The 25,626-nt window shown below is 56.8% G+C and carries 21 protein-coding genes; 11 read left to right on the top strand and 10 right to left on the bottom strand.

Going from position 1 to position 25,626, the window contains the following annotated elements; genetic code table 11:
• Positions 1–14: 14 nt before the first annotated feature.
• The gene (locus UH5x_RS17875; protein WP_236696597.1) at positions 15–944 is read left to right on the top strand and encodes an ATP-binding response regulator; all 930 of its coding nucleotides are present in this window, start codon (positions 15–17) and stop codon (positions 942–944) included.
• Between the two features lie 4 nt (positions 945–948).
• The gene (locus UH5x_RS17870; RefSeq protein WP_482633217.1) at positions 949–3,480 is read left to right on the top strand and encodes a PAS domain-containing hybrid sensor histidine kinase/response regulator; all 2,532 of its coding nucleotides are present in this window, start codon (positions 949–951) and stop codon (positions 3,478–3,480) included.
• A gap of 49 nt (positions 3,481–3,529) precedes the next feature.
• On the opposite strand, the gene UH5x_RS17865 is transcribed toward UH5x_RS17870, so the two are convergent.
• The 5 genes from UH5x_RS17865 to UH5x_RS17845 all read right to left on the bottom strand — a co-directional run bounded on the left by UH5x_RS17865 (position 3,530) and on the right by UH5x_RS17845 (position 12,614).
• The gene (locus tag UH5x_RS17865) at positions 3,530–6,448 is read right to left on the bottom strand and encodes a RecQ family ATP-dependent DNA helicase (RefSeq protein ID WP_482633216.1); all 2,919 of its coding nucleotides are present in this window, start codon (positions 6,446–6,448) and stop codon (positions 3,530–3,532) included.
• A gap of 241 nt (positions 6,449–6,689) precedes the next feature.
• A complete protein-coding gene (locus tag UH5x_RS17860) occupies positions 6,690–7,091 on the bottom strand; it encodes a DUF3467 domain-containing protein (protein ID WP_173442716.1) in 402 nt (133 codons plus the stop codon).
• A gap of 181 nt (positions 7,092–7,272) precedes the next feature.
• A complete protein-coding gene (locus tag UH5x_RS17855; protein ID WP_315852661.1) occupies positions 7,273–9,510 on the bottom strand; it encodes a hemolysin D in 2,238 nt (745 codons plus the stop codon).
• A gap of 77 nt (positions 9,511–9,587) precedes the next feature.
• Complete coding sequence (locus tag UH5x_RS17850) at positions 9,588–10,499, bottom strand: efflux RND transporter periplasmic adaptor subunit (protein WP_236696595.1); 912 nt, start codon at positions 10,497–10,499, stop codon at positions 9,588–9,590.
• Between the two features lie 63 nt (positions 10,500–10,562).
• Positions 10,563–12,614, bottom strand: coding sequence for an efflux RND transporter periplasmic adaptor subunit (locus tag UH5x_RS17845; protein WP_047816583.1), 2,052 nt, complete (start codon positions 12,612–12,614; stop codon positions 10,563–10,565).
• A 361-nt stretch (positions 12,615–12,975) separates the two neighbouring features.
• Here UH5x_RS17845 and UH5x_RS17840 point away from each other — a divergent pair, with 361 nt between their 5' ends.
• The 6 genes from UH5x_RS17840 (at position 12,976) to UH5x_RS17815 (ending at position 15,506) form a co-directional block, all read left to right on the top strand.
• Complete coding sequence (locus UH5x_RS17840; RefSeq protein ID WP_482633215.1) at positions 12,976–13,509, top strand: hypothetical protein; 534 nt, start codon at positions 12,976–12,978, stop codon at positions 13,507–13,509.
• 148 nt (positions 13,510–13,657) lie between these two features.
• Positions 13,658–14,092, top strand: a complete 435-nt coding sequence (gene rplM / locus UH5x_RS17835; RefSeq protein ID WP_047816736.1) for a 50S ribosomal protein L13 — start codon at positions 13,658–13,660, stop codon at positions 14,090–14,092.
• Between the two features lie 42 nt (positions 14,093–14,134).
• A complete protein-coding gene (gene rpsI / locus UH5x_RS17830; RefSeq protein ID WP_047816582.1) occupies positions 14,135–14,548 on the top strand; it encodes a 30S ribosomal protein S9 in 414 nt (137 codons plus the stop codon).
• A gap of 12 nt (positions 14,549–14,560) precedes the next feature.
• A complete protein-coding gene (gene infA, locus UH5x_RS17825) occupies positions 14,561–14,782 on the top strand; it encodes a translation initiation factor IF-1 (RefSeq protein ID WP_007328023.1) in 222 nt (73 codons plus the stop codon).
• 86 nt (positions 14,783–14,868) lie between these two features.
• Complete coding sequence (locus UH5x_RS17820; RefSeq protein WP_390173962.1) at positions 14,869–14,967, top strand: 50S ribosomal protein bL37; 99 nt, start codon at positions 14,869–14,871, stop codon at positions 14,965–14,967.
• A 2-nt stretch (positions 14,968–14,969) separates the two neighbouring features.
• Positions 14,970–15,506, top strand: a complete 537-nt coding sequence (locus UH5x_RS17815) for a 3-hydroxyacyl-ACP dehydratase FabZ family protein (RefSeq protein WP_047816581.1) — start codon at positions 14,970–14,972, stop codon at positions 15,504–15,506.
• A 499-nt stretch (positions 15,507–16,005) separates the two neighbouring features.
• On the opposite strand, the gene UH5x_RS17810 is transcribed toward UH5x_RS17815, so the two are convergent.
• Complete coding sequence (locus tag UH5x_RS17810) at positions 16,006–17,295, bottom strand: glucose-1-phosphate adenylyltransferase (protein ID WP_482633214.1); 1,290 nt, start codon at positions 17,293–17,295, stop codon at positions 16,006–16,008.
• A 71-nt stretch (positions 17,296–17,366) separates the two neighbouring features.
• Positions 17,367–18,341, bottom strand: coding sequence for a ferredoxin--NADP reductase (locus UH5x_RS17805; RefSeq protein ID WP_047816579.1), 975 nt, complete (start codon positions 18,339–18,341; stop codon positions 17,367–17,369).
• 174 nt (positions 18,342–18,515) lie between these two features.
• Here UH5x_RS17805 and UH5x_RS17800 point away from each other — a divergent pair, with 174 nt between their 5' ends.
• The 3 genes from UH5x_RS17800 (at position 18,516) to UH5x_RS17790 (ending at position 22,163) form a co-directional block, all read left to right on the top strand.
• A complete protein-coding gene (locus UH5x_RS17800) occupies positions 18,516–19,970 on the top strand; it encodes a hypothetical protein (RefSeq protein WP_482633213.1) in 1,455 nt (484 codons plus the stop codon).
• A gap of 13 nt (positions 19,971–19,983) precedes the next feature.
• Positions 19,984–21,441: a protoporphyrinogen oxidase gene (gene hemG, locus UH5x_RS17795; protein WP_482633212.1), complete on the top strand. Its 1,458-nt coding sequence runs from the start codon at positions 19,984–19,986 to the stop codon at positions 21,439–21,441.
• A 287-nt stretch (positions 21,442–21,728) separates the two neighbouring features.
• Complete coding sequence (locus tag UH5x_RS17790) at positions 21,729–22,163, top strand: RNA recognition motif domain-containing protein (protein ID WP_482633211.1); 435 nt, start codon at positions 21,729–21,731, stop codon at positions 22,161–22,163.
• A 135-nt stretch (positions 22,164–22,298) separates the two neighbouring features.
• Here UH5x_RS17790 and UH5x_RS17785 read toward each other — a convergent pair whose 3' ends face one another.
• The 3 genes from UH5x_RS17785 to UH5x_RS17775 are packed head-to-tail and all read right to left on the bottom strand — an operon-like array spanning position 22,299 to position 25,625.
• Positions 22,299–23,588 (bottom strand): hypothetical protein, encoded by a 1,290-nt coding sequence (locus UH5x_RS17785; protein WP_482633210.1) that lies wholly within the window; start codon positions 23,586–23,588, stop codon positions 22,299–22,301.
• 59 nt (positions 23,589–23,647) lie between these two features.
• Positions 23,648–24,421 carry an SDR family oxidoreductase gene (locus UH5x_RS17780; RefSeq protein WP_482633209.1) on the bottom strand — a complete coding sequence of 258 codons (774 nt, stop codon included), beginning with the start codon at positions 24,419–24,421 and terminating at the stop codon, positions 23,648–23,650.
• A 16-nt stretch (positions 24,422–24,437) separates the two neighbouring features.
• Entirely contained in the window at positions 24,438–25,625 is a 1,188-nt protein-coding gene (locus UH5x_RS17775) for an aromatic ring-hydroxylating oxygenase subunit alpha (protein WP_482633208.1), read from the bottom strand.
• Between the last annotated feature and the right edge of the window lies 1 nt (position 25,626).

Below are 25,626 nucleotides of genomic sequence, written 5' to 3'. Positions count from 1 at the left end.
AAGAGGTAGATGCGATGGCCAAGATCTTACTCGTCGAGGACAGTGCAACCCAGGCGGTCGAAATGACGATGCTGCTTCAGGCAGCCAACCACGAAGTCGTTCACGTGGCCAATGGACAACTCGGGCTCACGCATCTCAAGACTCAAGCTCCCGACTTGGTCATCACCGACTTGGAAATGCCCGAAATCAATGGACTTCAGCTGGTCGAGAACATGCGAGCCAACTTCTCGCACATCCCCAGCATTTTGGTCACCAGCCACGGCAGCGAAGAACTGGCGGCCGAAGCCCTGCGTCGCGGGGCCGCCGGTTACGTCCCGAAAACCCGGATGTCCGATTTACTCAACGACACCATCGTCGATGTGCTGGGGGTCATCCGCAGCGACGCGTCCTACGCGAAACTGATTTCAACGTTGAAAAAGAACGTCTTCGTGTTTGACCTGCCATCCGATCCCGAATTGATCTCGCCGTTGGTGGGCTTGCTGATGCAGGTCAGCGCGGGGATGGAACTGCTACCCAGCATCGAAATGGTGCGACTGGGCGTCGCCGTGGAACACGCTTTGACCAACGCCATGCTGCATGGCAACTTGGAAGTTCCTCGTGACCAACAACCATCCCATGGTCAAGTTGCTCGCGAAGGCCTGATCAACGACGCGATGAAAAGACGGTTGTCGCAGGAACCCTACAAAAGTCGGCTGACTCACGTGGAAGCCACCGCATCCGAACACGCCATTCGCATCGTCATCTCCGACCAAGGCCCTGGGTTCGACACCTCCCACGTGCCGCAAGCCGGTGAACTCGATGCCAGTTCCCTCGCGGCCAGCGCCGACGGGGTGGGACAAGGCGACAAACAGGGCCTGCTGTTGATCGCCAGCTTCGTGGACCAAATGTGGTTCAACGACACGGGCAATCAAATCACACTCGTTAAACGATGCGGTGCAGAGTGAACTGATGAGTAGTGTCTCCGAGTTTCAAACGTCCTCGACCTACCGCGCTCTCGCCAACGCATTGCCGCTGAACTTGTTGATCAAGGCAGCCGACGGGCGACGCGTCTTTGCCAATGACTCCTACCTGAAATGGCGGGGCGTCACCTGGCAAGAACTGGCGGGCAAACACGACGAAGATTTGTTCCCACCGGAACTCGCTCGCCAATACCGTGAAGATGACCACAAGGTGATGCAAACGGGTGAGTCGTTGCACAGCGTCGAGTCCGCCAAATTGGCCGACGACTCGATCGGATGGATCGAACGCGTCAAAACCGCCGTTCACGACCACGACGGCAACCTGCTGGGCGTCCAGGTTCTCTTTTGGGATGTGACCGCCAAGGTCGAAAAAGAAAAGGCGACCCAGTTCGAACAGTCGCTGCTGACAACGCTGCTGGCCAACATCCCCGATTCCATCTACTTCAAAGACATTGACAGTCGCTTCATCCGTGTCAGTCACGCGATGGCAATGAAATTCGGACGAGCCAGCGTGGATGAGGTTCATGGCCGAACCGACGCCGATATTTTCACGCCGGAACACGCCGAGGGCGCCCGCCTGGATGAACTGCGTGTGATCGAAACAGGTGAAGCACTCGTTGACCGGGTCGAACGCGAAACCTGGCCAGATCGAGAAGACACGTGGTGCATGACCACCAAGATGCCGCTGCGGAATGACACGGGCGAAATTATCGGGACGTTTGGAATTTCTCGCGACATCACCGACCTCAAACGCTCTGAAGCGGCACTGCACGAAGCCGTCCGAATGGCCGACGCGGCCAACCGATCCAAGAGCGAATTCCTGGCCAACATGAGCCATGAGATCCGCACGCCAATGAATGCGTTGATCGGCATGACGGACTTGCTCTCACAAACCGACCTCGATCCCGATCAACAGGACTATGTCCAGATCATTCAGGAATCCTCCGACGGATTGCTCCGGCTGATCAATGACATCCTCGATTTCTCAAAAATCGAAGCCCGGCGACTCGAACTGGAATCGGTTCCGTTTTCACTCAGCAAGACCGTTGAATCGACGCTTCGGTCGTTTTCACTCAGCGCCTCTCAGAAAGGATTGGAATTGCAGTGCGAACTCTCGCCCAAAATCCCTGATCAGTTGATCGGGGATCCAGGACGAGTCCGCCAGGTGCTCACCAATCTGGTCGGCAACGCAATCAAGTTCACCGATCACGGCGGCGTTCGCGTGCAAATCGAAGTCCTCCGCCAAGCCCCTGCTGCGGGTGGTGATCCCAAAACGTCTGCCAATGGCACCGAGTCGCCCGGTCGCCAAGACACGGTCGAACTGCGCTGGAGTGTTTGCGACACCGGCATTGGAATCCCGCCCGCTCAGCAGGATGCGGTTCTCAATCCATTCACCCAAGCTGACGCGTCCACGACTCGTCGCTTCGGCGGAACCGGCTTGGGACTGAGCATCAGTCGCCAGCTCGTGGAGTTGATGGGCGGCCAACTGCAATTGCAAAGTGAAGTCGGCGTTGGCACGACGTTCTCATTCGATCTCAGAATGCCCGTTTGCCCGGCCTCGATGCGGAGCGAAGTGGACGACGAAGAAGAAGATTTGGGCGGCCCCGCCCGCCAACAACTCGCGCCGCTGCATGTCCTTGTCGCGGAAGACGGAGTCACCAACCAACACGTGATCGCCGGGTTGCTGCGTTCGCTCGGCCACAAGTGTTCGATCGCCAGCGACGGGCGGGAAACGTTGTCGAAGTGGCGATCCGAACAATACGACATCGTCTTGATGGACATGCACATGCCCGTCATGGACGGACTCGAAGCCACACGTGCAATCCGCCAAGAGGAATGGGGCACCGACCGACACACGCCCATCATTGCACTCACCGCGGCGGCAATGAGCGAAGACGCCGCTGCCTGCCGCGAAGCAGGCATGGACAGCTACCTCACCAAACCGATCCACAGCCGAAAACTGCGGGACGCCTTGGCGGCCTTTCAGAAAGAACTGCCTCCGGCGACAGATCTGTCACAGGAAGAAACGCTGGTGCAATCGTTCTCGCCCAAACTGCTGCTGGCGAGCGAACAAGATTCGACCACGATCAATGCCGCTCACGCCGCGTTTCCCTCCGCAGGATCCACCTCCAATGCGATCACACTGTCACCCGAAAACATTGGGTGCCTGGACCTCGATTCGGCACGCTCCCGCATCCCCGGCGGAACGGCCGGCGTGTTGAGACTGGCGTTCGTCTTTCGAACCGAGTGCGCTCAGTTGGTGGACAAGCTTTCCCAAGAGATCCCCGCCGGACTCAACGATGAAACTCGCCGGAACGCTCATACGCTGAAGGGAGCCTGCGGTTTGCTCGGCGCAAAACAATTGCAAGCAGCCGCCGAACGAATCGAGGAAGCCGGCCGAGAAAATCGAGTGCAAGAGACCCCGGAACTGCTCGCCAATTTGCAACGCGAATCGGAACGCGTGCTCAGCGCCATCGACGAACTGCTCAGCCAATCGGACAAAGCTGATCCACCCAAATGAGACTCAATCGGATCCACTGAGCGGCGTCAGCAAGTCAAACCGCCACCCCCTACAGATTCCGCAGTCGCTTGGCGTTCGCCGGTGTGTCCGCCCAAGCAGGATCAATTTTCTGCCCGGCTCGAGCGGCGGCAACCAAATGCTCGACCAACGCCTTGGTGTCCTCGCCGCGAATTTCTGCGACTTGCTGCAACGTGTATCCATCGCGGCACAATCGCCAGGTCCAGTATTCATGCCGCCACGCCGATGGATCAGCCGCTGTCTCATCCAGACGCTCTGAATCCGGACTGGGCTCGGGTTCGATCGCGACAACCTCGACCGGCTCGCTCGGTGGCGAAGCAACGGGTTCCGGCGGGCAGTCGACCTCGTGCTCCGCCAACGTGTTCGCAATCAACTCGAGCAAATCGCTGCCGTATGCCTCGATGAACTCGCTGGATATCCCCTGCACGCCTTCCAGCTGAGTCGCGTTGGCAGGCTTGGTCTGGATCAATCGTTTGATCGTCGATTCGGAAAGGATCCGGTGTGGCGCCACATTCAACGCCGCTGATCGCTTGCGTCGAAAACGTTTGATCCGATCCGAAAGATCTTGATCAAGCAAGTCCTGTGCGTCATTCGAGCTCAAAGGTTCCGCGGCCACGACGCTGACGTCGGCTTGAGGAGTCTCTTCCGAGGGCGGTGTCTGCGTCACTGAAGAAGCAGGCTGAGTTGCAACGGATGGCTCGATATCGCCGGGTTCTTCCTCGGCAACGTCACCAGATTCAATCTTACTAGCCACCTTGGCCAACTTCTTCGCGAGCGGGAATTTCAACTGCAACGACGGTGGCAACGGAACCTGACCGTTCATCACTTGGCGTCCCAGGTCGGTCATGTGAACGGTTGGCCGACGCTCATTCAGTTCTTTCTGATCCAGCAACCCCACCGTCAACAAAGAGTCCATCGCGTCGGTCAACTCGCCTTGCTTCAGCCCCGTCAGCATGCCGTAGGTGCTCAGCCGACTCAGTCGCAACTGCGTGACCTTTTTGTTCTTTGATCCAGCCAGCATCTGAGCAATCAGATTCTTTCCCAATCGCCCGTGCGTTCGTGTGACTCCACTGAGGATCACGCGAATCGCGGTCGTCAGGGCGACCATGTCGATCCCAGACTGCTCGCTCAACGCGCCGATCGAGCCACTTTCCCCCAGTGCCTTCGCGGTCGAAACATTTGCGGCCGCCAAGGCGGAAGGATCCACCTTGGGCATGCATTCACCCGCCGGGTCACAGTGGTCACATTTCCCGCAATTCTCCGCGTTGGGATCCCCAAAGTATTTCAGAATGACGTGCTGGCGACAGGACGTCGAACGCGCGAACTGGATCACAGAATCCAGTTTTTCATATTCAGCTTGCTTGCGTCGGGCCAGCTCTTCAAAGTCGATTTTCAGCTGATGAAAAGGGACGTCCCGCCGCATGATGTGAACGGCACGACCGCGAAACGGCGGGATGTAGTCGAACGTCTTCAGCTTGGTCAATTCTCGCAACGTGCGGGTCAATTGGACCCGTTCCACACCCGCTCGAGTTGCCAGATAACTCAACCGAACGAACACATCTTCCCCGCGACGAGGCCCCACGATCTTCTCGATCGCGGTCATGACCTGACGCTTCAGCTTGGCTTCGCGAGGCAAGAAATCCAGCAGCGTTGGCACATCGCTATCGATTCGCAGCACCGCTTGATTGGAACTGGCGTCCAACCGCCGAAGAGCACCGGCTTTGGACAACAACGTTTCGGAAGTGCCAATCGCTTCACTGCCGTCACGAACAGCAATTGCCTCCCGCACCTGATCCAGCGTCAACTCAATCGGGTCTTCTTCTCGAGAAAGCAGGTACTCGTAAACCTTCTTCACCGTTTCTCGGGATGGGTAGCGGTTCTCGATGAAGAACTCTTGGATCTGACGATCCGCGTAAGCAAACAACAACAGGCATTGGCTCATCGCCCCATCCCGTCCGGCACGGCCCGCTTCTTGATAGTAGGCCTCCAGCGAACCCGGTATGTTGTAGTGCACCACAAACCGGATGTCCGATTTATCAATGCCCATCCCAAACGCATTGGTCGCCACAATCGCGGACAAGTCGCCTTTCATGAACGCCTCTTGCACGCTGCGGCGTTCTTCCGGATGCATGCCGGCGTGATAGACACCGACTTTGCGTCCGGTTTTCTCAGGCAACCACTCAGCGATCTCTTCGCAACGCTTGCGAGTCGCGCCATAGATGATGCCCGCTCCCGATTGCTTCGAAAGGTAATCACGCAGTGCGTTTTGTTTGGCGACATCGTTGTTGCAGGGCGTGACCGTGAACCGCAGATTCGTTCGCGCGAAACCGGTCACGAACACGCGAGGTTGCTTCAGGTTCAACAACTCGCAGATGTCATCGCGAACCGTCGGTGTTGCGGTCGCGGTCAATCCGATCGTCTGGACGCCGCCCAAGTAGCGATCACGAAATCGCCCCAGACGTGAGTAATCCGGTCGAAAGTCATGGCCCCACTCGCTCACACAGTGGGCTTCATCGACCGCCAACAGACTCACGTTGGCTTTGGGAACCACATCCAGAAATCGACCATTCCGCAAACGCTCGGGAGCCACATAGATCAGGTCCAACTTCCCGGCGGCCATTTCGTCCATGACCGACTCTTGTTGCCCGGGTGATTGCGTGCTGTTGAGCAATCTCGCCTGGATGCCCCGCCGCTGGAGCGTGTCGACCTGGTCCTTCATCAAAGCGATCAGCGGCGACACAACGATCGTGGTCCCCTCTCGGGCCAACGATGGTAACTGATAACACAGGCTTTTTCCGCCACCAGTTGGCATCACGCACAGACAATCCGCGCCCGCAGCCAGAGCATCGACCACGTCCCGTTGGCCGGCTCGAAACTGGCTCAACCCAAATCGTGGCAACAACGATTCGGGGTCGATGGGCAAATTGGAATTGGATGCGAGAGACGACATCCGATCTTTCGTTCGGTGGGTGAATGGCGGCTGGACAGAACTGCGTCCCGGCGACGCAGTGCCATCTTCCGCGATTCAGCCCCCTTTTGCCACCTCGAACCGCTTCCGCGTCAGGGAAGCGATCGGTTTTGACAGCGGCGATCAGATCGCGGTCCAACGCCCGCTGGATCAGCGCACAAAAAAACCACCCCGCTGATAAACAAGCGGGATGGCTTTTGGAATCTCAATTCTCGCGGGTCGATTACGACTTCGCGGGAGCTTGCTGCTGTTGCAGGCCTGGACGAACGCGTTTGTTGATGTCCGTTTCCAGAACGCCAAAAACCGATTCGTGACGAGCGACCGACATTTGCAAAGCGGCGAGCAAACGTTTCGCGGTGAAGAAGTTCACGATGATGCGTTGCTTGACTTGAATGGGGTCCTTTGGCACACCGATTGGCTGTGGGTTCAGGCCGAAATCGATGATCAATTCTTCAGGCGAACCAGTCACGCGGCAGAAGTTCGCGTAGGTTGCGATGGCATTGTCATCGTTGACCTGAACTTGAACAGGAGCCTGAGCTTGAGTTTGTGCCTTCTCAGCGGGAGCGGCTTTTTCTGCGGCGGGGGCTTCAGCCGTCTTGGTTTCGTCTGCCATTAAAATCTCCAAAAAATCAAAAGGGAAACAGGTAAGTTGAGATTCGCGTGTTTTGAGGCCAATGTAGTGATCCCCCCCTGCGTCGCAACGCGAAAGCGACGGTGAAGGATCAAGAATCCAAATTTTTGAATCGCTTGCAAAAACCAAACGTTAAACCACGTCAAATGGAAAGGATGGTGGAAGCCTAGCTCACTCAGAAGTCAAAGTTGAAAGTTTTAATGATCACTCGCCATAAACGTGATCCAAGCGACATCGGGTCCACGTGAACCTTGGCCGCACCGCGGAAACCAGGCCGCAATGGCCAATCAATCCCATCGATCGGCACCCGAGCTTGGTACGAAACACTGCGAGGTTTGATCTGTCCGGTTTGAGGATCGATTTCGGTCTGCAAACTGCCGCCCGTTTGACTGGACATGGATGCGGAGGCCGCTTCGAGGGGCTTCTTCGAGATTTCCTCGATCGATCCGTGGAACGTTTCCAGTCGCCGTGAATCAAGCTTCAGATCCACCTCCTGCGATTCGCGAACCAGTTGCCGATCACCTTGGTCGATGATCAACACCGCTTCGAATGCTTCGGGCGATCCAATCTCGCAGATCAAATCGTCGGCTGTCAGCAAGGCACCTCGATTGCGTTCTTGAAGGGGTGTCCCACTCCAACTTGGTAGACGCCCATCACCGGGATCTTGTTCCTTCTTTTCTGGGGGAGGAAGCACAAAACCATCTCGCTTGGCTCGTACGTTCAGCCGGTCCAACTCCTCCTGTGTCTTGGCCAACAAGCCTTCGATCGATTCCAGCATCTCGACTTGAGTTTCGATCTGGATTTTGGCTGATGTGTCATCGAGCCGTCGCGATTTCAAGTTCGCCAGTTGCACTTGAGCGAGCTTGCGTTCGCCTTGCAAATCAGCGAAGCGAATTTCGAGCTCGGGGTTTTTCAACAGTGCGATCGTGTCGCCGGTGCTGACCAACGTCCCCACCGGAACAGTCTGCTCCACACGCCCCACGACGCCGGCATAAACCATCCCCGCACGACTGGGGCGAATTTCAAACGCCGCGTCAATGTGGTGCGGCAATGGGATGTAGCACACCGCGGCGACGACCACGCCCAACACGGCGAGCGATGTTAACAACGGTCCGCGTTTCACTTTTGACAATCTCCCAGGTGTGCGGATGAATTTCCACGTTTGAATGACGGGTTGAGCGACCAAACCGGAGAACCCGATCACAGCGAGGATCCGCCCGAGTGCCTGCAGGCCATAGGGTTCGAGAACCTGCATCACGAACCATACGATCGAAAACACAACCACCCAGCGATAAATCACGCTGGCGATCGTGAACAACCCAAACATGAATTGATTGCGAGTGGGCAAGAATGGATCGTCCTGCAACTCCAATCCCAAACACGTCTTTTGGAACCAACGCTTCAGCACTTCCGTGCTCTTTTGACGAAGGTTGGGAATTTCCAAGTAGTCCATCATGATGTAGTAACCGTCAAACCGCAGCAGCGGGTTGCCGTTGACCAAGATCGTGCTGACGACGTTCAAGAACATCATGTTCAAACACAAGTCGTTGATCGTGGTTCCCTGTTCACTGAAGAACCACACAAACGCCGCAATCGACGCCAAGATCATCTCGACGTAAATCCCGCCGGCACCGATCCAGATCCGCTTCCACTTGTTCGGCAACATCCATGAATCGGACACGTTGCAGTACAGGCAGGGCGTGAAGACCAACAGCATGAAGCCGATTTCGTGACACTCACCGCCGAATTTCTTGCAACTCAGCCCGTGGCCAAATTCGTGAATGACTTTCACGATCGCCATCGTTGCGGCCAAGATGATCCAACGATCCGCAGCGAAGAACTGATGGAACGTGGGCAACTTCGCGTAGACCGTCTGGTACTGCGTCGCGAGCAACAAGGATGCCGCCAACAACAACCCAGCAAAGAAGATCAACGCTGGAACGGTGAAGATCCATCCGAAGATGGGCAACATCCGATTGAGGATTTTCTCGGGGTCAATCCCGCGAAAACGAACGGCGAAGACGTTGGACATCTTCCCCATCAATTCCTTGTTCTTTTTCTTTCGCCCACGCTCGCGAAGCGACTTTCCTTGACCGGGTGAATTGCTGATCACCAAACCGCTGCGGTGCAGCATGCCGATGAACTGTTGCAAGTCGCCAAAGGTGATCTTCTGCGGCGCAAACCGCTGTTCGAAACCGTCTTTGATATGCTGCAGACTGACGTGACCATCCAGCATGTTCAGGATGAAATACTCTTCGTCATGAAAACGAAAGTACTGCAATCCCACCGGCTCTTTGACCACCCAATACCCTTGCCCTTGGTAGTGGTGGCGGCTGGCGGTCAAGTCAGGACGTCGGCGCACCGTCAGTGCACGTGACGAACTGCTTACCAGTGATTCAGCCAGAGTGGTCATGGGGCCAGGTGTCGAATGAAAAGGTCAGGAAGAAGCGAGTAACAGGGAAAAGAGCGATCGAACGATCGTTTGGGAGATCACTGAAAGATGATTTCAGCTTCCATCCCGGGCTTGATCATCCAGTTGCCGTTGCTGTCCTTTTGGTTGTCGACGTCGACCCAAATGCGATAGCGTTTTTGACCGTCGACTTCACTGCTCACAAATCCAAGGGGAGCTTTCACTTCAAAATTCTGGTCGGGGTCCGCTGTGTTGAACACGCGAACCAACACGGGAACTCCCGCGCGAACAACTCCATTGGATGCCAGCGCGTCGATGTCGCCACCGACTCGAACTCGGTCCAACTGAACCAGCGTCGCGATTGGCGAACCGGGCTGAACCCATTCACCAAGCTGTGCGATTCGCATTTCGATGTAGCCATCAAACAACGCGGTGATCCGCCGGCGGTCCAGTTCAAACTCCGCGATTTCGCGTTCGCTGCGTTTCGCGATGTACTGTGCCTCGGCGATCTTCTTTTGCATTTCCGCCAAGTCGATCCGAAGTAACGCGCGGATGGCTTCGAGGACCTTCTTCTTCATTTCGTAGTAAGGCGTGGCCCCCTTCTCGTAGAGCTCACGGAACGACTCGGCTTCGGCGCGGGCCAACTCTTCGTTGTTGCGAGCGTCCTTCAAGTTGACTTCGTTGGCGGCGTTGAGCTGAGCTTCTTTCTCTTCCGCTTTCTTGAACTCGAGAGCCAAACGTGCCGACGTGTCATCGACCAAAGCCAGCAGATCGTCCTTGGCGACATTCATACCTTCTTCGATGGGCAAATCAACCAACTTGCCCTCGACTTCAGCGGGAATGTCGACCTTGCGGATGTATCGAACTTGGCAATACTCCGCGATCAATGGGGTCTCGCCCCTCAGACTGGTTTGCGCCGTGGCTGGCTCAGCGCTGATTGCGGCAACGCAAACGCTGGCCAGTGCAGCAACGATCAATCGCCAGGATTTCATCAATGGGAACTCGTGGTGGAGGGACAAGGAGAGAAGATTCGAAGGAGAAGAGAAGGAGGGGAATCAGAAAGCGAACTTGTAAGCCCACTCAAAGACTTCGTGCAGCAACACAAACCCACTGGCTCGTTTGCCGCATTTGACGTCGGCGGTCAGCTTGGTCCCGGGACTCGGAGACACCTTGCTCAGTTCAGTGAGGTCTGGCAGCACTCGCATTTTGATGACCGAGCCATGTTCTTCATTGGATTCCGCTCGCAGCGAAATATTCCCGATGGGCAACTTGGCGGGCAACGGTTCGTCCGGGTTGGACGCCAGGATGTAGTCGACGTCCAATGACTGGATGTTGTTGTCTTGGATGTATTGATCCAAGTGACCTTCGCGTTTCTCAGGCATCTCGATTTCGAGATACATCGGCTTGGAAAGGTCAGCGATTTCCATCAGCACCTGCCCCGTTTGAATGGGGCGGTTGAGCAGCATCTTTTCGACTTCCCAAGAAACCACGATGCCATCGATCGGCGAACGAATGATCAAATCCTCCGCACGCTGTTCCTTCAATTTCAATTTGGCACGCTGCGCTTCCAGCTTGGTTTGAACCTCCACCTCTTCCAGTTCGATTGCACGCCGCTCGGTGGCCTTCAACTGAGATCGATTGCGAGACTGAGTCCGAATGCGCTGCAGTTCCGCCATCGTGGTTCGGATTTGACCGCGAAGGTCTTCCAGTTCAATGCCGATGTCGGGGTTGATCATCTTCACCAAGGGATCGCCCGCAGCGACGATCGAGTTGTGATCGACCAGCACTTCCCGAACTTCGCCGTCGATGCCCGCGAAGACTTCGCGGCGAGCTTCGGCTTTGAGTGTGCCGTCGGCCTCGAGGTCGAACTCCATCGGAATGAAGATCAGCCCGCAAATCAGAGCCGCGATTGCGCCGATCACGCCGAGTGTCTTGGGCAGTGTCCGTGCTCGTAGAACCCAAGTGGCTCGGCCGAGTGTTCGCCACACGGGCATCAAGAACAGGTTCGAGTGAGCTTGCGAGTTGGCGATTGCGCGGGTGCCGTGCTCATAAACCAAGTCACAACGCTGGCGGAAGACTTCCGGAGGAAGATCCGTTTCAATCTGTTCGACAATCAATGCCCCAATGACTTCGCCACGGTGAGCGTCATCGCGATCCACTTCGCCGGCAGCACCCATCTCGGCTTCATGGCCGAGTTTGCGCTGCGGTTCGCGAAGCGGAAGGACAGCCAAGTTCCGGCCGTAAGAAAGATCGACGTAGTCTTCGAGAGCTTCTTCGATTTGCGGTGGCAAATCTTCGGTGGACCCGTCGTGCCACAAAGGTTCCCCAGCCGCGACAACTCGTGTTGCCAGCAGATTCAATGCTGCAACGATGTTGGAGCGGTTCTCGATTGTGTCTTGGCCGCTGATGGCTTCGACCTTGCACTTGCCGCCCTTTTTGATCGCCACGCTGACTCGGTCGCAACCGATCAAACGCCGGCCTTCGTTGGCGACGATCGCAGCCGTTTCCTTCAAGTCCAATGATTCGTGAGCGGCACGTGCAAACGAGTCGGCTTGCTGCCAAAGCGTTTGACGATCACCGAGCGTCCGCAGCTTTTGACTGCGAAGCCATTCCGCAGCCAACTCGCACATCTGCTGCAGGAATCGCAAGTAGCCGCGTTGTGTGTCCGGAGCGGTGTCGGGGCGTTGGAAGATTTCGATCAAGCCATCTTTTTGGCCGTCGTGCTGCAAGGCACCGAGCACCAGCAAGTAGCGAGTCGGGTTGCCTTCGGCATCGCCGTCGGTGGTGCCACTGTAGGGCGGCACCAACAATGATTGCCCCGACGCAGCGGCGCGGCGGATCAAGCGATTGTGGCGATCGGCGTCTTCGGTGCCCTCGGTCAAAATCGACGGCTCAGCGTTGATCTGGTACTGCAACCGAAGTTGCTGATCTTCGTCGAGCAACCACACCGCACCACCGGCCGCAGCCAGCGCAGTGATGACCTTGGAAAGCAACTCCGGATAAAACTCCGAAGCGGTGGCACCACTCTTGGTAAGAGCTGCGATTTCGTTGACCAAACCGCGGATCTGCGCTTTGGTTTCTTCGACCGTTTGTTGGTTGACCGACATAGGCCTGTCTGACTGCTCGGGCGAGAAGGGGGCGGAAACGTCCAGTGGGCCGACACTACTTAAAAATCCGCTTGGATCGCCACTGGAAGTCGCTTCAAAAGCGGAGTTTGCATTCTTCGCTGGCTAACTGCGCCGCTCAAAAGGAAAACGCCGGTTGACCCGGTCCTTCCCCCCAACGCGACTCGTCGGACAACTCCGAAAACACAGAGAAAATCGATTGCAGCGATTCCCGCTGGACAACTTATACATTTTGTATAACCTCTTGTCCAGAGCCGCATCGGAAAAGTCGCCCAACCCATTTGGCTGTCTTCCGAGTGCGTCCACGATTCCAGCCAACGACCTCGCCGTTTGGACGCCCGTTTTGGATGCCCCCCCTGACCGCACCGCACCCACCGATCGCCAAACGCCCGAGAACCCCGAATCCACTCCAGGCCCCCAAATCTCACCAACCGCTGAATCGCTTCGGTGCCAAGAACTGGCCGAACCCGGTCAGATGCTGAAGTCACTGCAGTGGGAACTGAACCGAATCCAACGCACCGTTCGGCAAACGCTCCAGTCCAAACTGCAGGGACTGGTCGGCCAATCGCTTTCGTCGCTCAACGAAAACCGAGAACTTGCCAGTTCCATCCAAAAGATGTTGGACACACATAGCCTTCGGATTCGATGCCCTCAATGCGGACATGCGTCAATCTTGCGTGTCTCGCCGCGAAAGGGGATGCCAGGCGGAGCGTTTGTGCTCGACCACACCATTGATGGCAAACGCACTTTCCATGGTGGATCGTCTTCCGTCCCGCCAATTCAACTGACGGCAAAACCCGAGCGAAAAGCGACGGCCGCCGCCAAGACTCGAGCTCAACCCGCCGCGGCGGGGACGCCTGAGACCAAGGTTGGCTAGCACGGCTATCCCATTTCGCCCAAAAACCCTACAAACGTTTCCCAAATAGCCCTTGCCGAATTCGGGTTCCGTCGAGTAGGTTCTGCGATTCAAATTTTCGGTGTCCTTTTGTCAGAAGTTGTGAGCAGTGGCTGTTCAACGAACCTACATGGCCAAACCCGGCCAAATCGAAAAGCAATGGCATGTTGTGGATGCCAGCGACGAAGTTCTCGGTCGACTCGCCAGCGATATCGCTGTCGTGCTGATGGGAAAGCATCGTCCTGAGTACACCCCACACGTCGATTGCGGTGATTTCGTGATCGTCACCAACGCCGAAAAGATCGGCATGACGGGCAACAAGATGCGTGACCGCCACTACACTTGGTACACTGGCTACCCAGGCTTGCGTCTGGAAAGCTACCAAGATCGTCGCGACCGCAAGCCTGAAGATTTGCTGTACCACGCCGTCCGTCGGATGCTGCCCAAGAACAAACTTGCTCGCCAAATGCTGAGCAAATTGAAAATCTACGCTGGCCCTGAGCACCCCCACACCGCTCAGCAACCCGTCGAATTGGCTCGCACCGGCAAAAAAGCCAGCGCCTAGTTCCCACATGCCCTCACCGACCGCATCACGCGGGTCTGATCCATGATTGCAGTAAAAAAAGACAAGATCAACGGCGACGCACTGGGAACAGGACGTCGAAAAAGCAGTGTTGCCCGAGTACGCGTTCGTCCAGGCAGCGGAAAAATCACTATCAATGGTAAGTCGATCGAAGATTACTTCGTCAACGACCAACATCGCTACGCGATCACTGAACCCCTCGAAGCCGCTGGCTTGACCGAAACGGTCGACTTGCTGATTCGAGTTTCGGGAGGCGGCATGACCGGCCAAGCCGGCGCTGTCCGCATGGGCCTGGCCCGTGCTCTGTGCAGCCACGACGAGGCATTGCACGACCCGATGCGTGAAGGCAGCTTCCTGACGCGTGATTCACGCATGAAGGAACGTAAGAAACCAGGCCTTCGTGGTGCTCGCCGTGGCGTTCAGTTTAGCAAACGCTAAGAAGGTTCAATTTTGGGTAAGAAAGAAGAAGCTTTTGAAGTCGAGGGCACCGTTACACAAGCCCTCGCCAACACTCGCTTTCGTGTGCAATTGGAAACCGGCAACGAGGTCATGGCCCACGTTGCTGGTCGAATGCGGAAGCACTTCATCCGGATCGTTCCAGGCGACAAGGTTCGCGTGGAGCTTTCGCCATACGATTTGACCAAGGGTCGCATCGTTTACCGCGAACGCTGATCTATGGTCCCGTTGGCTGACGGTTTCAATCGCCGATTTGCTTGCCATTTTCACACGTCTCTCCTCTAAAAATAGCGACCGATACAGTGGCCAAGCCCCACCGGAAAACTAAGAAAGCCAACCACGGCAAACGCCCTGCGAATGCGAAGGCACGCAAGGCAAAGCGGAAAAAAATCAAGACTTGATCGTGGCACGTAGCGAATACATCCTTGATCCGGCCCTGCTGGACGTTGACAAACCGATCGCCGACATTGAAGCGATTCGTGAGTTCAACCCGCAGCGGCACGAGATGGAACAACTGACCGCAATCCTTTACGAGGATCTCGATCAGCATGCCTGCGCGGCTTACAAAGCGATCACAGAGAATGAGTTCTGGGTTCGTGGTCATATGCCTGGCATGCCGCTGATGCCCGGCGTTGTGATGCTGGAAGCCGTCGCTCAACTGTCCAGCTACTACACCCAAAAACATGACCTCCTCGGCGCAGCCATGGTCGGTTTCGGGGGCGTGGATGAAGTGCGTTTTCGCGGGGTCGTGACCCCCGGTGACAACCTGATCGTGATGGTGAAGCTTGAAAAAGCCCGTCGCGGCCGGATGATCGTCGCCCGTTTCCAAGGCGTCGTTGGCACCGACCTGGTTCTGGAAGGCTGCTTGCGGGGGATCCCGATCCCAATTGAAGCCGTCACGCGGCAACTTGGCGTCTCCAAAGAATCCGCCGGCTCTTAAGCCGCCTCGGGGCTCCCTCCCTGAGTCGAGGTCGTTCAGTTTTCTGGTGCTGCGTTTTGACGGGTTCCGGATTTGAGAACCTCTCCCGAAACAAAGTTTTTGGGAAGGTCGAGCGACGCCGTTCAGGCGTATGCGAGGGAAGGGGCCGGGCATGGGAAGCGGCGCATATGGCCCTCCACCGGAAAGCTCGCTTTCCGACTCCTCCCAATTTCGTCGGGCGTGCCGTATTAAAGTCTTGTGTTGCCAGGCGTTTGTCATCACCCTCCCCCTGGGAGGGTCGAGCGAAACGAGGGCTGAGCATTGGATCCATTGCCTTCAGCTGGCACCAACAAGCTCGGCGGCGAACCGCCGAGCCACCAACCACTGCAATGACTAAGCAGGTCGGCGGCAGTCTGTTGGCATTTGGACTGTTATGGCAAACGCAACTGTCCCCACGTACAACCGGGGCTAACGCCCAAACGGCTCACATGGGTTTGCCTGATCATTCCTGCCGACGTGCTTAGCAGTTGAACCCGTTTGGAATCTGGCCGTCCTTGATCACAATGCTGATTCCCTCGCGAATTTGCAGGTCATCATCCTCTCCCTGGTGATCGATTTTGGCTTCGTTCAGGATCCGAACGTTCTCGCCGACGCGACAGTTCTTGTCGAGAATGGCACCCTGAATCACGCTGCCAGCACCAACACCGACAGGCAATTTGCCACCGCGGTCGGCATCTTGCATTTCGATGAAGTCGGCTCCCATCACAACGCTGTCTTTGATCGTCACGTTGTCACCGATCACGGTTCGCAGACCGATCACGCTGTTTTCGATCGTGACGTTGTCGCCAATGAGACAACCATCCGCGATCAAACTGCCAGTGATCTTTGCGTCGCCCATGATGGTTGGCGGCAAGAATCGTGGCCGGCTGTAGATCGGTGCATGACGATTGCGAATGTCAAACGGGGGATTCTTGCCGGCCAACGAGAGGTTGGCTTCGTAGAACGAACGAATCGTTCCGATGTCTTCCCAGTACCCGTCAAACAGGTGCAACTGAACCTTGTGGGTGTTGATCGCTTCCGGGAAGACTTCCTTTCCGAAGTCGCTGTGCAGGCTGTTTTCGAGCATGTCGACCATCAGGTCTTTGTCGAAGATGTACAGCCCCATGCTGGCCAGCAAATCCCGACCTTGGCTCTCAATCCCGCGAGCATCAATCCAGCTCGGTTCCATGCGGACCTTGGCGATTTCTTCCTCTGTTTGGGGTTTTTCGACAAATCCCGTCACGCGACCGGTGTCGTCCACCTGCATGATTCCCAATGCCGAGGCGTCTTTCCGTGTCACCGGAATACCAGCGATCGTCGCGGCCGCTCCCGACTCGATGTGAGTCCGCATCATGTCACGGAAGTCCATTCGGTACAGTTGATCGCCCGACAGGATCAGCACGTGTTTGATCCAACTTTCACGCAGGTGCACCAGGTTCTTGCGAACTGCGTCGGCGGTGCCTTGGTACCAATCGGTGCCGGAGTTGACCGTCTGTTGAGCGGCGAGCAACTCGACGAAGCCACCGCTGAAGTGGTCGAAGGTGTACGTCTGACGAAGGTGACGGTGAAGACTCTCTGACAAGAACTGAGTCAACACATACGCGCGATTCAGCCCGCTGTTGATGCAGTTGCTGATCGGAATGTCAATCAACCGGTACTTGGCGGCCAACGGCACCGCGGGTTTGGCGCGGATCTTTGTGAGCGGGAACAATCGTGTTCCGCGGCCACCGCCAAGAATCAACGCGATTGTATTGTTCAATTCCATGATCACTCTCGTGGGATGACGTGCTAGTTAGTGTGAATGGTCGGTAAACGGGAACGTTTGCTTCGGAACGAGCTAGCTTACCAATACTTTTCGAATCGAATGGTGCCGGGACCAGGTGTTTCTGTGGCATCATGAAAACCGGCGGCTCTCAGCAAAGGCAGCATTCCGGGCTGATCGGGAATCTCACCGCCGGGCGGCACATAGCCGATCATGTCTGGGTTGCCACACAAGAACACGTGCGTGTTGGTGGGAGCGAGCGGATCACCGACAAGCTCGGCCAACTTGCCAGAGGTGAACATCGTTTGCAGATACTGTTTTCCGACGTAGTCCGGTCGGTCGGGTTCTAAATTCTTGGGTTCGCGAGTCGTCAGCGGCAGGTAGCAATAGTTCGGGAATCGACGCATCAACTCGTCGTGCTCGCTTTGGTAGGCGATATCGGAGCAGTAGCGGACGCTGGTTGCGATGACGATTTTCCCGAGATGCCCGCGTGACAACAACGTGGTCGCCATCGCATTGTGAGGTGCCTCCCCCGTGCCGGTTCCGAGCATCAAGACGTTCTCGTTCAGGGGAATGTCCCCCAACAGATATCGTCCCGTGATTTTCCGTTCGACACAAATTCGGTCGCCTTCTCCCTTGCCAAATAGTCGCGGCGTGAGTGCCGGCGGCTTGCTCGCAGAGGTCGCTCCGTGGCGGACCAATGTGATGTAGAACTCCAGGTAGTCGATCTGATCGACCGGCGCCAGTTCTCCCGCCTTTGGCGAGTCGGCATCATGCAGCATCGGACATGAAATCGAATACGCTCGGCGCACCAGTTTCCGCGACTTTTTAACAGGGACGTCTTCGGCCTGAGTGCCTCGCAGTCGAGGTTCCCAGTTCCCCAGCCCGATGGCGACATACTGCCCGGGTTCAAATGGCATCACCGGCTCGTCGCACTGGATCCGATACCGAGCCAGATCCTCGGTCAGGTCCATCCGTTTGACGATCGTCGCGTTGTAATGCTGCTCGCGAAGCCGCTGCCTCTCTTCCTCGTCCGGGTAGCCCTGTTCATCCATTTCGTTTTCAACTCCCAGATGCCTTTTTCACGTCGGCGACCCCGCCCGCCTGAGTTACTATAGTGGATGGGGTCGGGCGGCGTGGCAGTGTTCACATCGCAACCACCACGACTGAGTTCGTCCGTCTCGACTTCGCGACTTCACCGCCTCACCTTATCATTCGGACCTTCGATCATGTTTGATCGCCAAGTCTTCTTTCGGCAACTTCCGCATCGACTCTCGATCCGATCAATCACAATTGGCCTCTCGGTCACCTTTGGCATCACGCTGGGGACGCCGTCGAGTTTGCCTGCGGAAAACTGGACCAGCCTCACAGGCAATCGCACCATCCAAGCCCAGATGGTGGGGCTGTGGAACGACAACGTCATCCTGCTGATGTCCAGCGGACAACGAGTCAGCGTCCCGATGAAATCGCTGATCGCCGAAAGTCGGATTCAGGCGGAAGAGATCGCGACTCGATTGAAGGAACAACGCCAATCGCTGAGCGAAGAACTTCGCCAAGTCGCTGACGCGGAATCCGCCGCCGCTCCGGATCCACTGCCCACGCCACCAGCGCCGCCCGCGTACCAACCGCTGGCTCCCAATCTGCCCATCGACGAAGCGATCGAACAGATCCAATCCCAAATTCGCGAAGGACATTTGGCCGTTGTCGTTGACGCGCTGCCCCCCTCGTTCCGCAGCGAGCTCGATCAACTGGTTGATCTGGCAATGCAAAAGATCGATGCCAACGAATGGAACCAAGGCAACGAGCGTCTGTACCGTTTGGTCGACCTGATCGTGACTCGCCAAAATTGGATTCAATCGCATCCCCGATTGGCCTCGGGCGATCCCAATTCTCCCAGCGCCTTCAATGAAGCGTTTGACGAATTGATCCTGCCGATTGCCAATGCGCTTCGTTCGGGCTTGGCAGACGATGCGATGACACCTGACAACATCCGGCAAAAGGGATTCACCAATTGGGTCCGGGATCGAAGCGAATCAGTGGCTCCTTACTTCCGCCAACTGACTCAGGCCTTTGCCTCTTCGGACCCTCAGTGGGAAGTCGCCAGTTTCCAAGAGGACACCGCGACAATCCAGCGTGCCGGTTCAGGCAGCCAACAACCCGGCCAACGGCGTCCCAACCGCGGCCCAACGCATGAAATGGTTCGAGTGGAGGGCTACTGGATTCCCAAAGCCTTGGCGGATCACTTCCCGAAGTGGGTGGAAGAACAAACGCAGAAGCTCGAAGCGATGGCTGACGGAGGAACCAGCATGGCCGAATTGGCTCAAAACTCCGGCAGCATGAATCCGATGGCGTCGAGCACCATTCAGCAATCCACTCAAATGTTCGAGACGTTCTTGCAGCCGCTCGAATCCGCGGCCGACGCCACCGCCTTCCACGAAGCTTCTGAACAAATGATCGCAACCGTCCAGCCCATGATCAGCATGTTCAGCGCCATGGCGAACATGGGCGGTGGTCGAAACCAGAACGGGATGTCAGGCTACGGCAACTCTGGTTACGGCAGCGGCGAACCTGGGTACGACGACATGAACATGGGCATGGACCCCAGCTACGGCGAACCCATGATGGAAGACGGAAGCATGGACCAAAGCGGTCCGAGCTACGGCATGGAACCGATGAATCAATGAGCCCAATGAATCGATGAAAATTGCGATCATCGGTGGCGGACTGTCAGGATTGTCCACCGCCGCTCACCTGCGTTTGCTAGCTCAAAAGCAGAACAAGCCTCTTCCCCAAATCACACTCTTTGAAGCCGCTGAGCGACTCGGAGGCGTGATTCACACCGAGACGCTGACCGACGACCAGGGCCGCACCTTTGTGATCGATCATGGGGCGGACATGTTTGCGACCGCACCGCCGGCAGCGATTGATCTTTGCGAACAACTCGGCGTTGCGGATCAGCTCCTGCGTCCCAATCCGCTCGGTCGCGGTGCCATGATCGCTCGAGGCAATCAGTTGATTCCGATCCCGGAAGGCTTTGTGTTGATGCGTCCGACCAAACTTGGGTCGATGCTGACGACATCGCTGCTGAGCCTCTCAGGCAAATTTCGCTTGCTGCGAGAACGTTTGATTCCTCGCCGCGATGACAGCGTGACCGACGAGAGCGTGGGATCGTTTGTCCGTCGTCGACTCGGCGAAGAATGCCTCGACAACATCGTTGCGCCCTTGGTCGCCGGCATCTACACCGCCGATGTCGATCGCCTCAGCATGGCGGCAACGATGAAACCGATCTGGGACATGGAGACCAACGACGGTTCGCTTGCCAAGGCAACGTTGCGACGGATCCGAACCGGGGAGGACTCCACCGAGCAAGCCAGCAGTGGCGCTCGCTACGAGAAGTTTCGAGCGTTTCCCAATGGCATGAAGCAATGGATCGACACGCTCGCCGATTTCGCTGGGCGTGAGAACATTCGCTTGAACACGGCCGTTCGCTCGATCGTCCCGCTTGCGGATCGTCGCTATCGACTGGAGATCGAATCCGTCGACAACAGCCCATCACCCCAAGAGTTTGATCAAGTGGTTGTTTCAACGCCCGCGCACATCGCGGCGAACCTACTGCAACCACTCAGCGATGAAGCCGCGTCCACGCTTCGCTCAATTCCGTTTGCTTCCACGGCGATTGTGGTCATGGCAGTTCGGCGTGATTGCATCCAACGGTTCCCAACCACGTTTGGGTTTGTGGTCCCTCCCAAAGAGAACCGCCGCGTCCTGGCAGGCAGTTTCGCGAGCACCAAATTTCCCCAGCGAGCTCCCGATGACTACGTGATTGTGCGGGCGTTTGTCGGCGGCATGCTGCAACCCGAAATCCTGGAACACAGTGACGACGAGATCACCGAGATCGTTCGAGCCGAACTGGGTGACCTGATCGGACTGGACCAAACTCAGCCACTCAAGGACATCGCTGCGGTGGTGCAAGTGGTGCGTTGGAACAATGCGATGCCACAGTACGAGGTCGGCCACTTGGACAAAGCCCAGCAGATTCGAACCGCAATCGAATCCCTCCCAGGCTTGCACCTGAACACAAATGCACTAGGCGGCGTTGGGATCGCCCCGGTCATCGCAGCATCCAAACGGACTGCGGAACGTATCTTGAAGTGAGGTCAAGACTTCGGGTTTGCGGCGGAATCCGAGGGATGCGAAAGGGTTGCGATCCGTCCAAAACCCCAGTGGAAACCGTTTTGAGAGCTCTCGAACTGTTTCGTGAATTCCGAGGGAGGGGCAAAAAGATGGGATTGACTGGGGTATCGGGATGGTTCACGCTGCGCAGTCAGTTGAGCACCACATTTGGGTTGGTTGGTTTGTTTTGGAAGCGTTTTCCAGTGAAACGAGCCCGAATGCGAGAGGCATCTTGCCTCGTTGGTGACGGTTTGCAGGGTATCAGATAAGTGACGAACATTTATGTCGGGAACCTCTCGTTCAAGGCCACCGAAGAAGAACTCCGTGGCGCGTTCGAACAGTATGGCGAAGTGTCAGCTGTGAACATCATCATGGATCGAGAGACAGGACGTAGTCGCGGATTTGCCTTCGTCGAAATGGCGGATGCCGAAGGCGCCAAGGACGCGATCGAAAACCTGAACGGTCATGAAATTGATGGCCGTGGTGTGACGGTCAATGAAGCTCGACCTCGCGAGCCACGCAGTGGTGGCGGCGGCGGCGGTGGTGGAGGCTACGGTGGTGGCGGCGGTCGCAGCGGCGGCGGTGGTTACGGCGGTGGCGGTGGCAACCGCGGCGGTGGCGGTGGCTACGGCGGCGGTGGCGGTGGTGGTGGTGGATACGGCGGCGGCGGTGGTGGCGGCTACGGTGGCCGCGGCGATCGCTGAGCCCGAAACCTACGACGAATCATATGCATGAGCGGAAGCCAGTCTGATATCAGATTGGCTTCCGTTTTTTTGCGCCACTCCGCTTTCGCGCGTGCGCCATCGCCCGCTGATTCGAACTGTCACCTCCGAAGTCGCTCAGTCATCCAAGCCGGTCATCAACGGACGCATGGATGGCATCGAGATTTCGTCATCCCGCGACACCTCTTCCCGCATCGCCCGCAAACGTTCGTACTTCCGGCGAGCCGCTTCGGCCACTTCCGCGTCTTCGTACTTCGGCGAAGTGTCGATGGGCGACTGCATCGAGAGCTTCCCAAACTCATCCAAGATCTCCGTCAGACTCATCGCTGTGCGTTCACTCGTGCCTCGCGAAAGCCGAGTGATCATTTCCATCGACAGGATGCCGGCCGATCGGAAGTGAATCTTGGTGACCACGGGTTCCGCAGGGTACATCCCCATCAAAATCATCTTGTCGAAACGAACCTCCGATGAGATCGTCGGGAGCGGCGAATTGACCGCCTCGTTTCCCAAGTCCAACCGATGCAAACTGGCTCGCTCATCGCTGGTGATATAGACCTCAATCTTGAAGTCATCCGCGGTGGATTCCGGAGGCAAATGCAAGAGCATCAATTCCAACGCCTGACGACCGCCATCGGCGACTCCAGACACCGTGTCATCGCTCTTCTCGAATGCGAACATCAATGCCAACGTCCGCCCCAGCAACACGCCAGAATCCTCCGGCATGCCAACAATCCCCAACGTCCGAAATCGACTGACCGCCACATTGATCATCGGCTCCGGCTCGATGGTGTAACCGGGACGTTCAATTTCGAAGAATGCTGCCGCGCAATCGGTGCCAAAGTAAACGCGTTTTTGCTCGTCGTAAAACATCTGCGGCTGGACCGACAAACGATGATCCTCGAAGTACTGGTCCACCTGCTGACGAGTGACGGCGGGCAATTTCTGACGGCCTTGCGACGCCATCTCCAAACCAATCGTGATCGCAGACAATCGCCCCAACTCACCGTGCTGGCCGGTGCGAGCCATCGACAGCGGCGCTGAGACGGATGCCCCCGGAGCAACGATCCGACAAGCGTTGGCTTTCGCCATTGTGTAGGCACGCGTCCATTCACGTTCCGAGTCCGGCAATGATTTCAACACCGTGATCTCATCGCGGCGCGGCGCAGATCCAATTTTGCCAACACGAAGGGTCAGTTCGCCGCGTGCATCGTCAGCAGCGTCTTCTGACTTCGAAGAGAAGGACGGCTGCGCAAAACTACCGAGGTTCAGCTCAGGCACGTTCGGGTCACGCTCCTTGCTCGCAGTAGGCTGCTCAGACGTGGACTTCACCACCTGCCACGCAACCATTCCTGCCAACAGGATCACGAGAGCGATCGTCGCTCGTCGAAGAATCAATGGGTCAATCATCGGACTCCCAATCGCCTAAAAACATCTGTCATGAAAACTTGTTTGGGTCCACCTTCGCATCACACGCGAATGCTGACGCCACCGTCGATCACGAGCGTTTGCCCTTGAATCAAATCACTTCCTTCGCCGCACAGAAATGCCACCACGGACGACACGTCTTGTTCGCACAAGCGGCGTTTGCCGACCATCATTCGCTCGCTCGCTGCTTCGATCAGCCCCTCGGAACCCGGCATGCTGGCGATGGCATCTGTGGCAATGATGCCCGGCAACACGCAATTGAAGTTGATCCCACGGTCTCCAAACTCCAGTGCGAGGTGACGCACCAAAGCTTCGAGTGCCGCCTTCGATGCACCGATGGCTCCGTAGTGAGGCACGGCCCAATTGGAACCGTGACTGCTGACTGCGACCAACTTCCCGTGCGAATCCCCGACCGCCAAATGCTTCCATGCCGCCTGAGCCAACCACACCACAGGGGCCGAATTGCTGCGAAGCACCGCTTCGAAGTTGACGGGCGTCAGGTCATTCAAATCGCGAAAACCGCCGGCCGCAGCATTGCTGACCACGATGTCCAATCCGCCCCATTTCTGCGAGACGCTCTCCACCATCGCTTCCACGTCTTCTTTCGATGAGACGTCGGCTCGCACCAACATCACCGTTCCGCCTGAGTCAGCAATTTCCGTCGCGACTTGGACCGCTTGTTCCTCGGACTTTAAAAAGTTGATCGCAACGCAAGCACCTCGAGCGGCCAGCTCCAACGCAATCGCACGGCCAATGCCACGACTGGCGCCGGTAACGAGCGCTCGCTTGCCAACTAAATCCGCCAATGGTTTCATACTTGATCCTGATCCCTCATTCATGATGATCTTCCAACGAATCTTTGTTTGACTTCATGCTCTCAGCCTTCATCGATGCGTTCCAGTGCACATGAAAGGCATGCAGCCTCTCTTCACAGCGTCCAAAGATCCGACTTGCCTTCTCGTTCATCCCGGCCGCGCCGGCTGAATCCATTCCGGCCTGAACCCGTGGAAAGATCGCTGCATCTTCGGCCAACACCTTTCGAGCCATCGATGCGGCGCTGCGTCCCAATCCGTTCGCAACCATCTTCCCGACAACGCCCGAGCGTTTGGGGCGACGCGTGAATCCGAACACCGTCATTTTGCTGGTTGATATTCCGATGGGAGTGATCTGATAGACCAAACTCATCGTGTCTGTGAACGAAGCCATGATATTTGGGAACACATGCACATGCTGATAATGAGGCCCGAATTCTCCGACCATCCAACGCATCACACGTTCCTCCATCCGAGCTAAAAAGGAATCGTCTCGGGCATCCGTGCGGAATCGAGTTCCCCACGCCATCAACTCATGCGTGCTCTCGCTTTCACCTGGATCGCTGCCAAACGTTTGCGAGTGAACCTCACTGAGATGATAGCTCTCGAGCGAACCTTCAATCGGAATTTTCCAATCACAGGGATACTCCAGTTCCTCTTGCAGAACTTGCCTCCACGACGTCGCATCCGTGTTCGCTGCAAAGTCGCTCACCCAATCATCGTCGCCGAGCGTAACGAGATCCGATTCATCAGCTCCCTGACTGGCTCCACCAGACAGATTCACGAAGACCAACTGGCCAACCACTCGCACCGGAAAACTCCCCAACCGATAGAGCTCCCGATCGAAGTGCGGAAAATTCTTGGCGGCAGGAATCTTGCGAGTGCGTCCATCACCGCCGTACTGCCAACCGTGGTAAGGGCACTTCAACTCTTTCGCGTGGCCGCCGCCTTCCGTCACCAATTGGCACTGCCGATGCGCACACACGTTTCGCACAGCCACCAATTCGCCGTCGTGATTGCGAACGATCAGCGGCACGCCCAATCGGTCCAGCGCTTGGTAGTCGCCGGGCTTCGATAGCTCGGTCGTGGTTGTGACCAATTGCCACCCTGCCTGACGCAGCGCAATCCGCTCGCGATCATGAATCGATGGATCGGTGTACCAGTTCGACGGCAACAATGCCGGCTGCGAAGTCGTGGCGTGATACATG

The organism is Rhodopirellula sp. UH5 (assembly GCF_056839225.1).
Note: the sequence above shows the minus strand (reverse complement) of the source record. Positions and strands in the feature narration are given on the sequence as shown.

Excerpts from the sequence above, each read along its gene's own strand:
- UH5x_RS17870 (WP_482633217.1), top strand. The coding sequence starts at position 949 with ATGAGTAGTGTCTCCGAGTTTCAAACGTCCTCGACCTACCGCGCTCTC.
- rplM (WP_047816736.1), top strand. The coding sequence starts at position 13,658 with ATGGCCAAACCCGGCCAAATCGAAAAGCAATGGCATGTTGTGGATGCC.
- UH5x_RS17855 (WP_315852661.1), bottom strand. The coding sequence starts at position 9,510 with ATGACCACTCTGGCTGAATCACTGGTAAGCAGTTCGTCACGTGCACTG.
- UH5x_RS17800 (WP_482633213.1), top strand. The coding sequence starts at position 18,516 with ATGTTTGATCGCCAAGTCTTCTTTCGGCAACTTCCGCATCGACTCTCG.
- rpsI (WP_047816582.1), top strand. The coding sequence starts at position 14,135 with ATGATTGCAGTAAAAAAAGACAAGATCAACGGCGACGCACTGGGAACA.
- UH5x_RS17850 (WP_236696595.1), bottom strand. The coding sequence starts at position 10,499 with ATGAAATCCTGGCGATTGATCGTTGCTGCACTGGCCAGCGTTTGCGTT.
- UH5x_RS17805 (WP_047816579.1), bottom strand. The coding sequence starts at position 18,341 with ATGGATGAACAGGGCTACCCGGACGAGGAAGAGAGGCAGCGGCTTCGC.
- UH5x_RS17865 (WP_482633216.1), bottom strand. The coding sequence starts at position 6,448 with ATGTCGTCTCTCGCATCCAATTCCAATTTGCCCATCGACCCCGAATCG.
- UH5x_RS17775 (WP_482633208.1), bottom strand. The coding sequence starts at position 25,625 with ATGTATCACGCCACGACTTCGCAGCCGGCATTGTTGCCGTCGAACTGG.
- UH5x_RS17875 (WP_236696597.1), top strand. The coding sequence starts at position 15 with ATGGCCAAGATCTTACTCGTCGAGGACAGTGCAACCCAGGCGGTCGAA.
- UH5x_RS17785 (WP_482633210.1), bottom strand. The coding sequence starts at position 23,588 with ATGATTGACCCATTGATTCTTCGACGAGCGACGATCGCTCTCGTGATC.
- UH5x_RS17780 (WP_482633209.1), bottom strand. The coding sequence starts at position 24,421 with ATGAAACCATTGGCGGATTTAGTTGGCAAGCGAGCGCTCGTTACCGGC.
- UH5x_RS17845 (WP_047816583.1), bottom strand. The coding sequence starts at position 12,614 with ATGTCGGTCAACCAACAAACGGTCGAAGAAACCAAAGCGCAGATCCGC.
- hemG (WP_482633212.1), top strand. The coding sequence starts at position 19,984 with ATGAAAATTGCGATCATCGGTGGCGGACTGTCAGGATTGTCCACCGCC.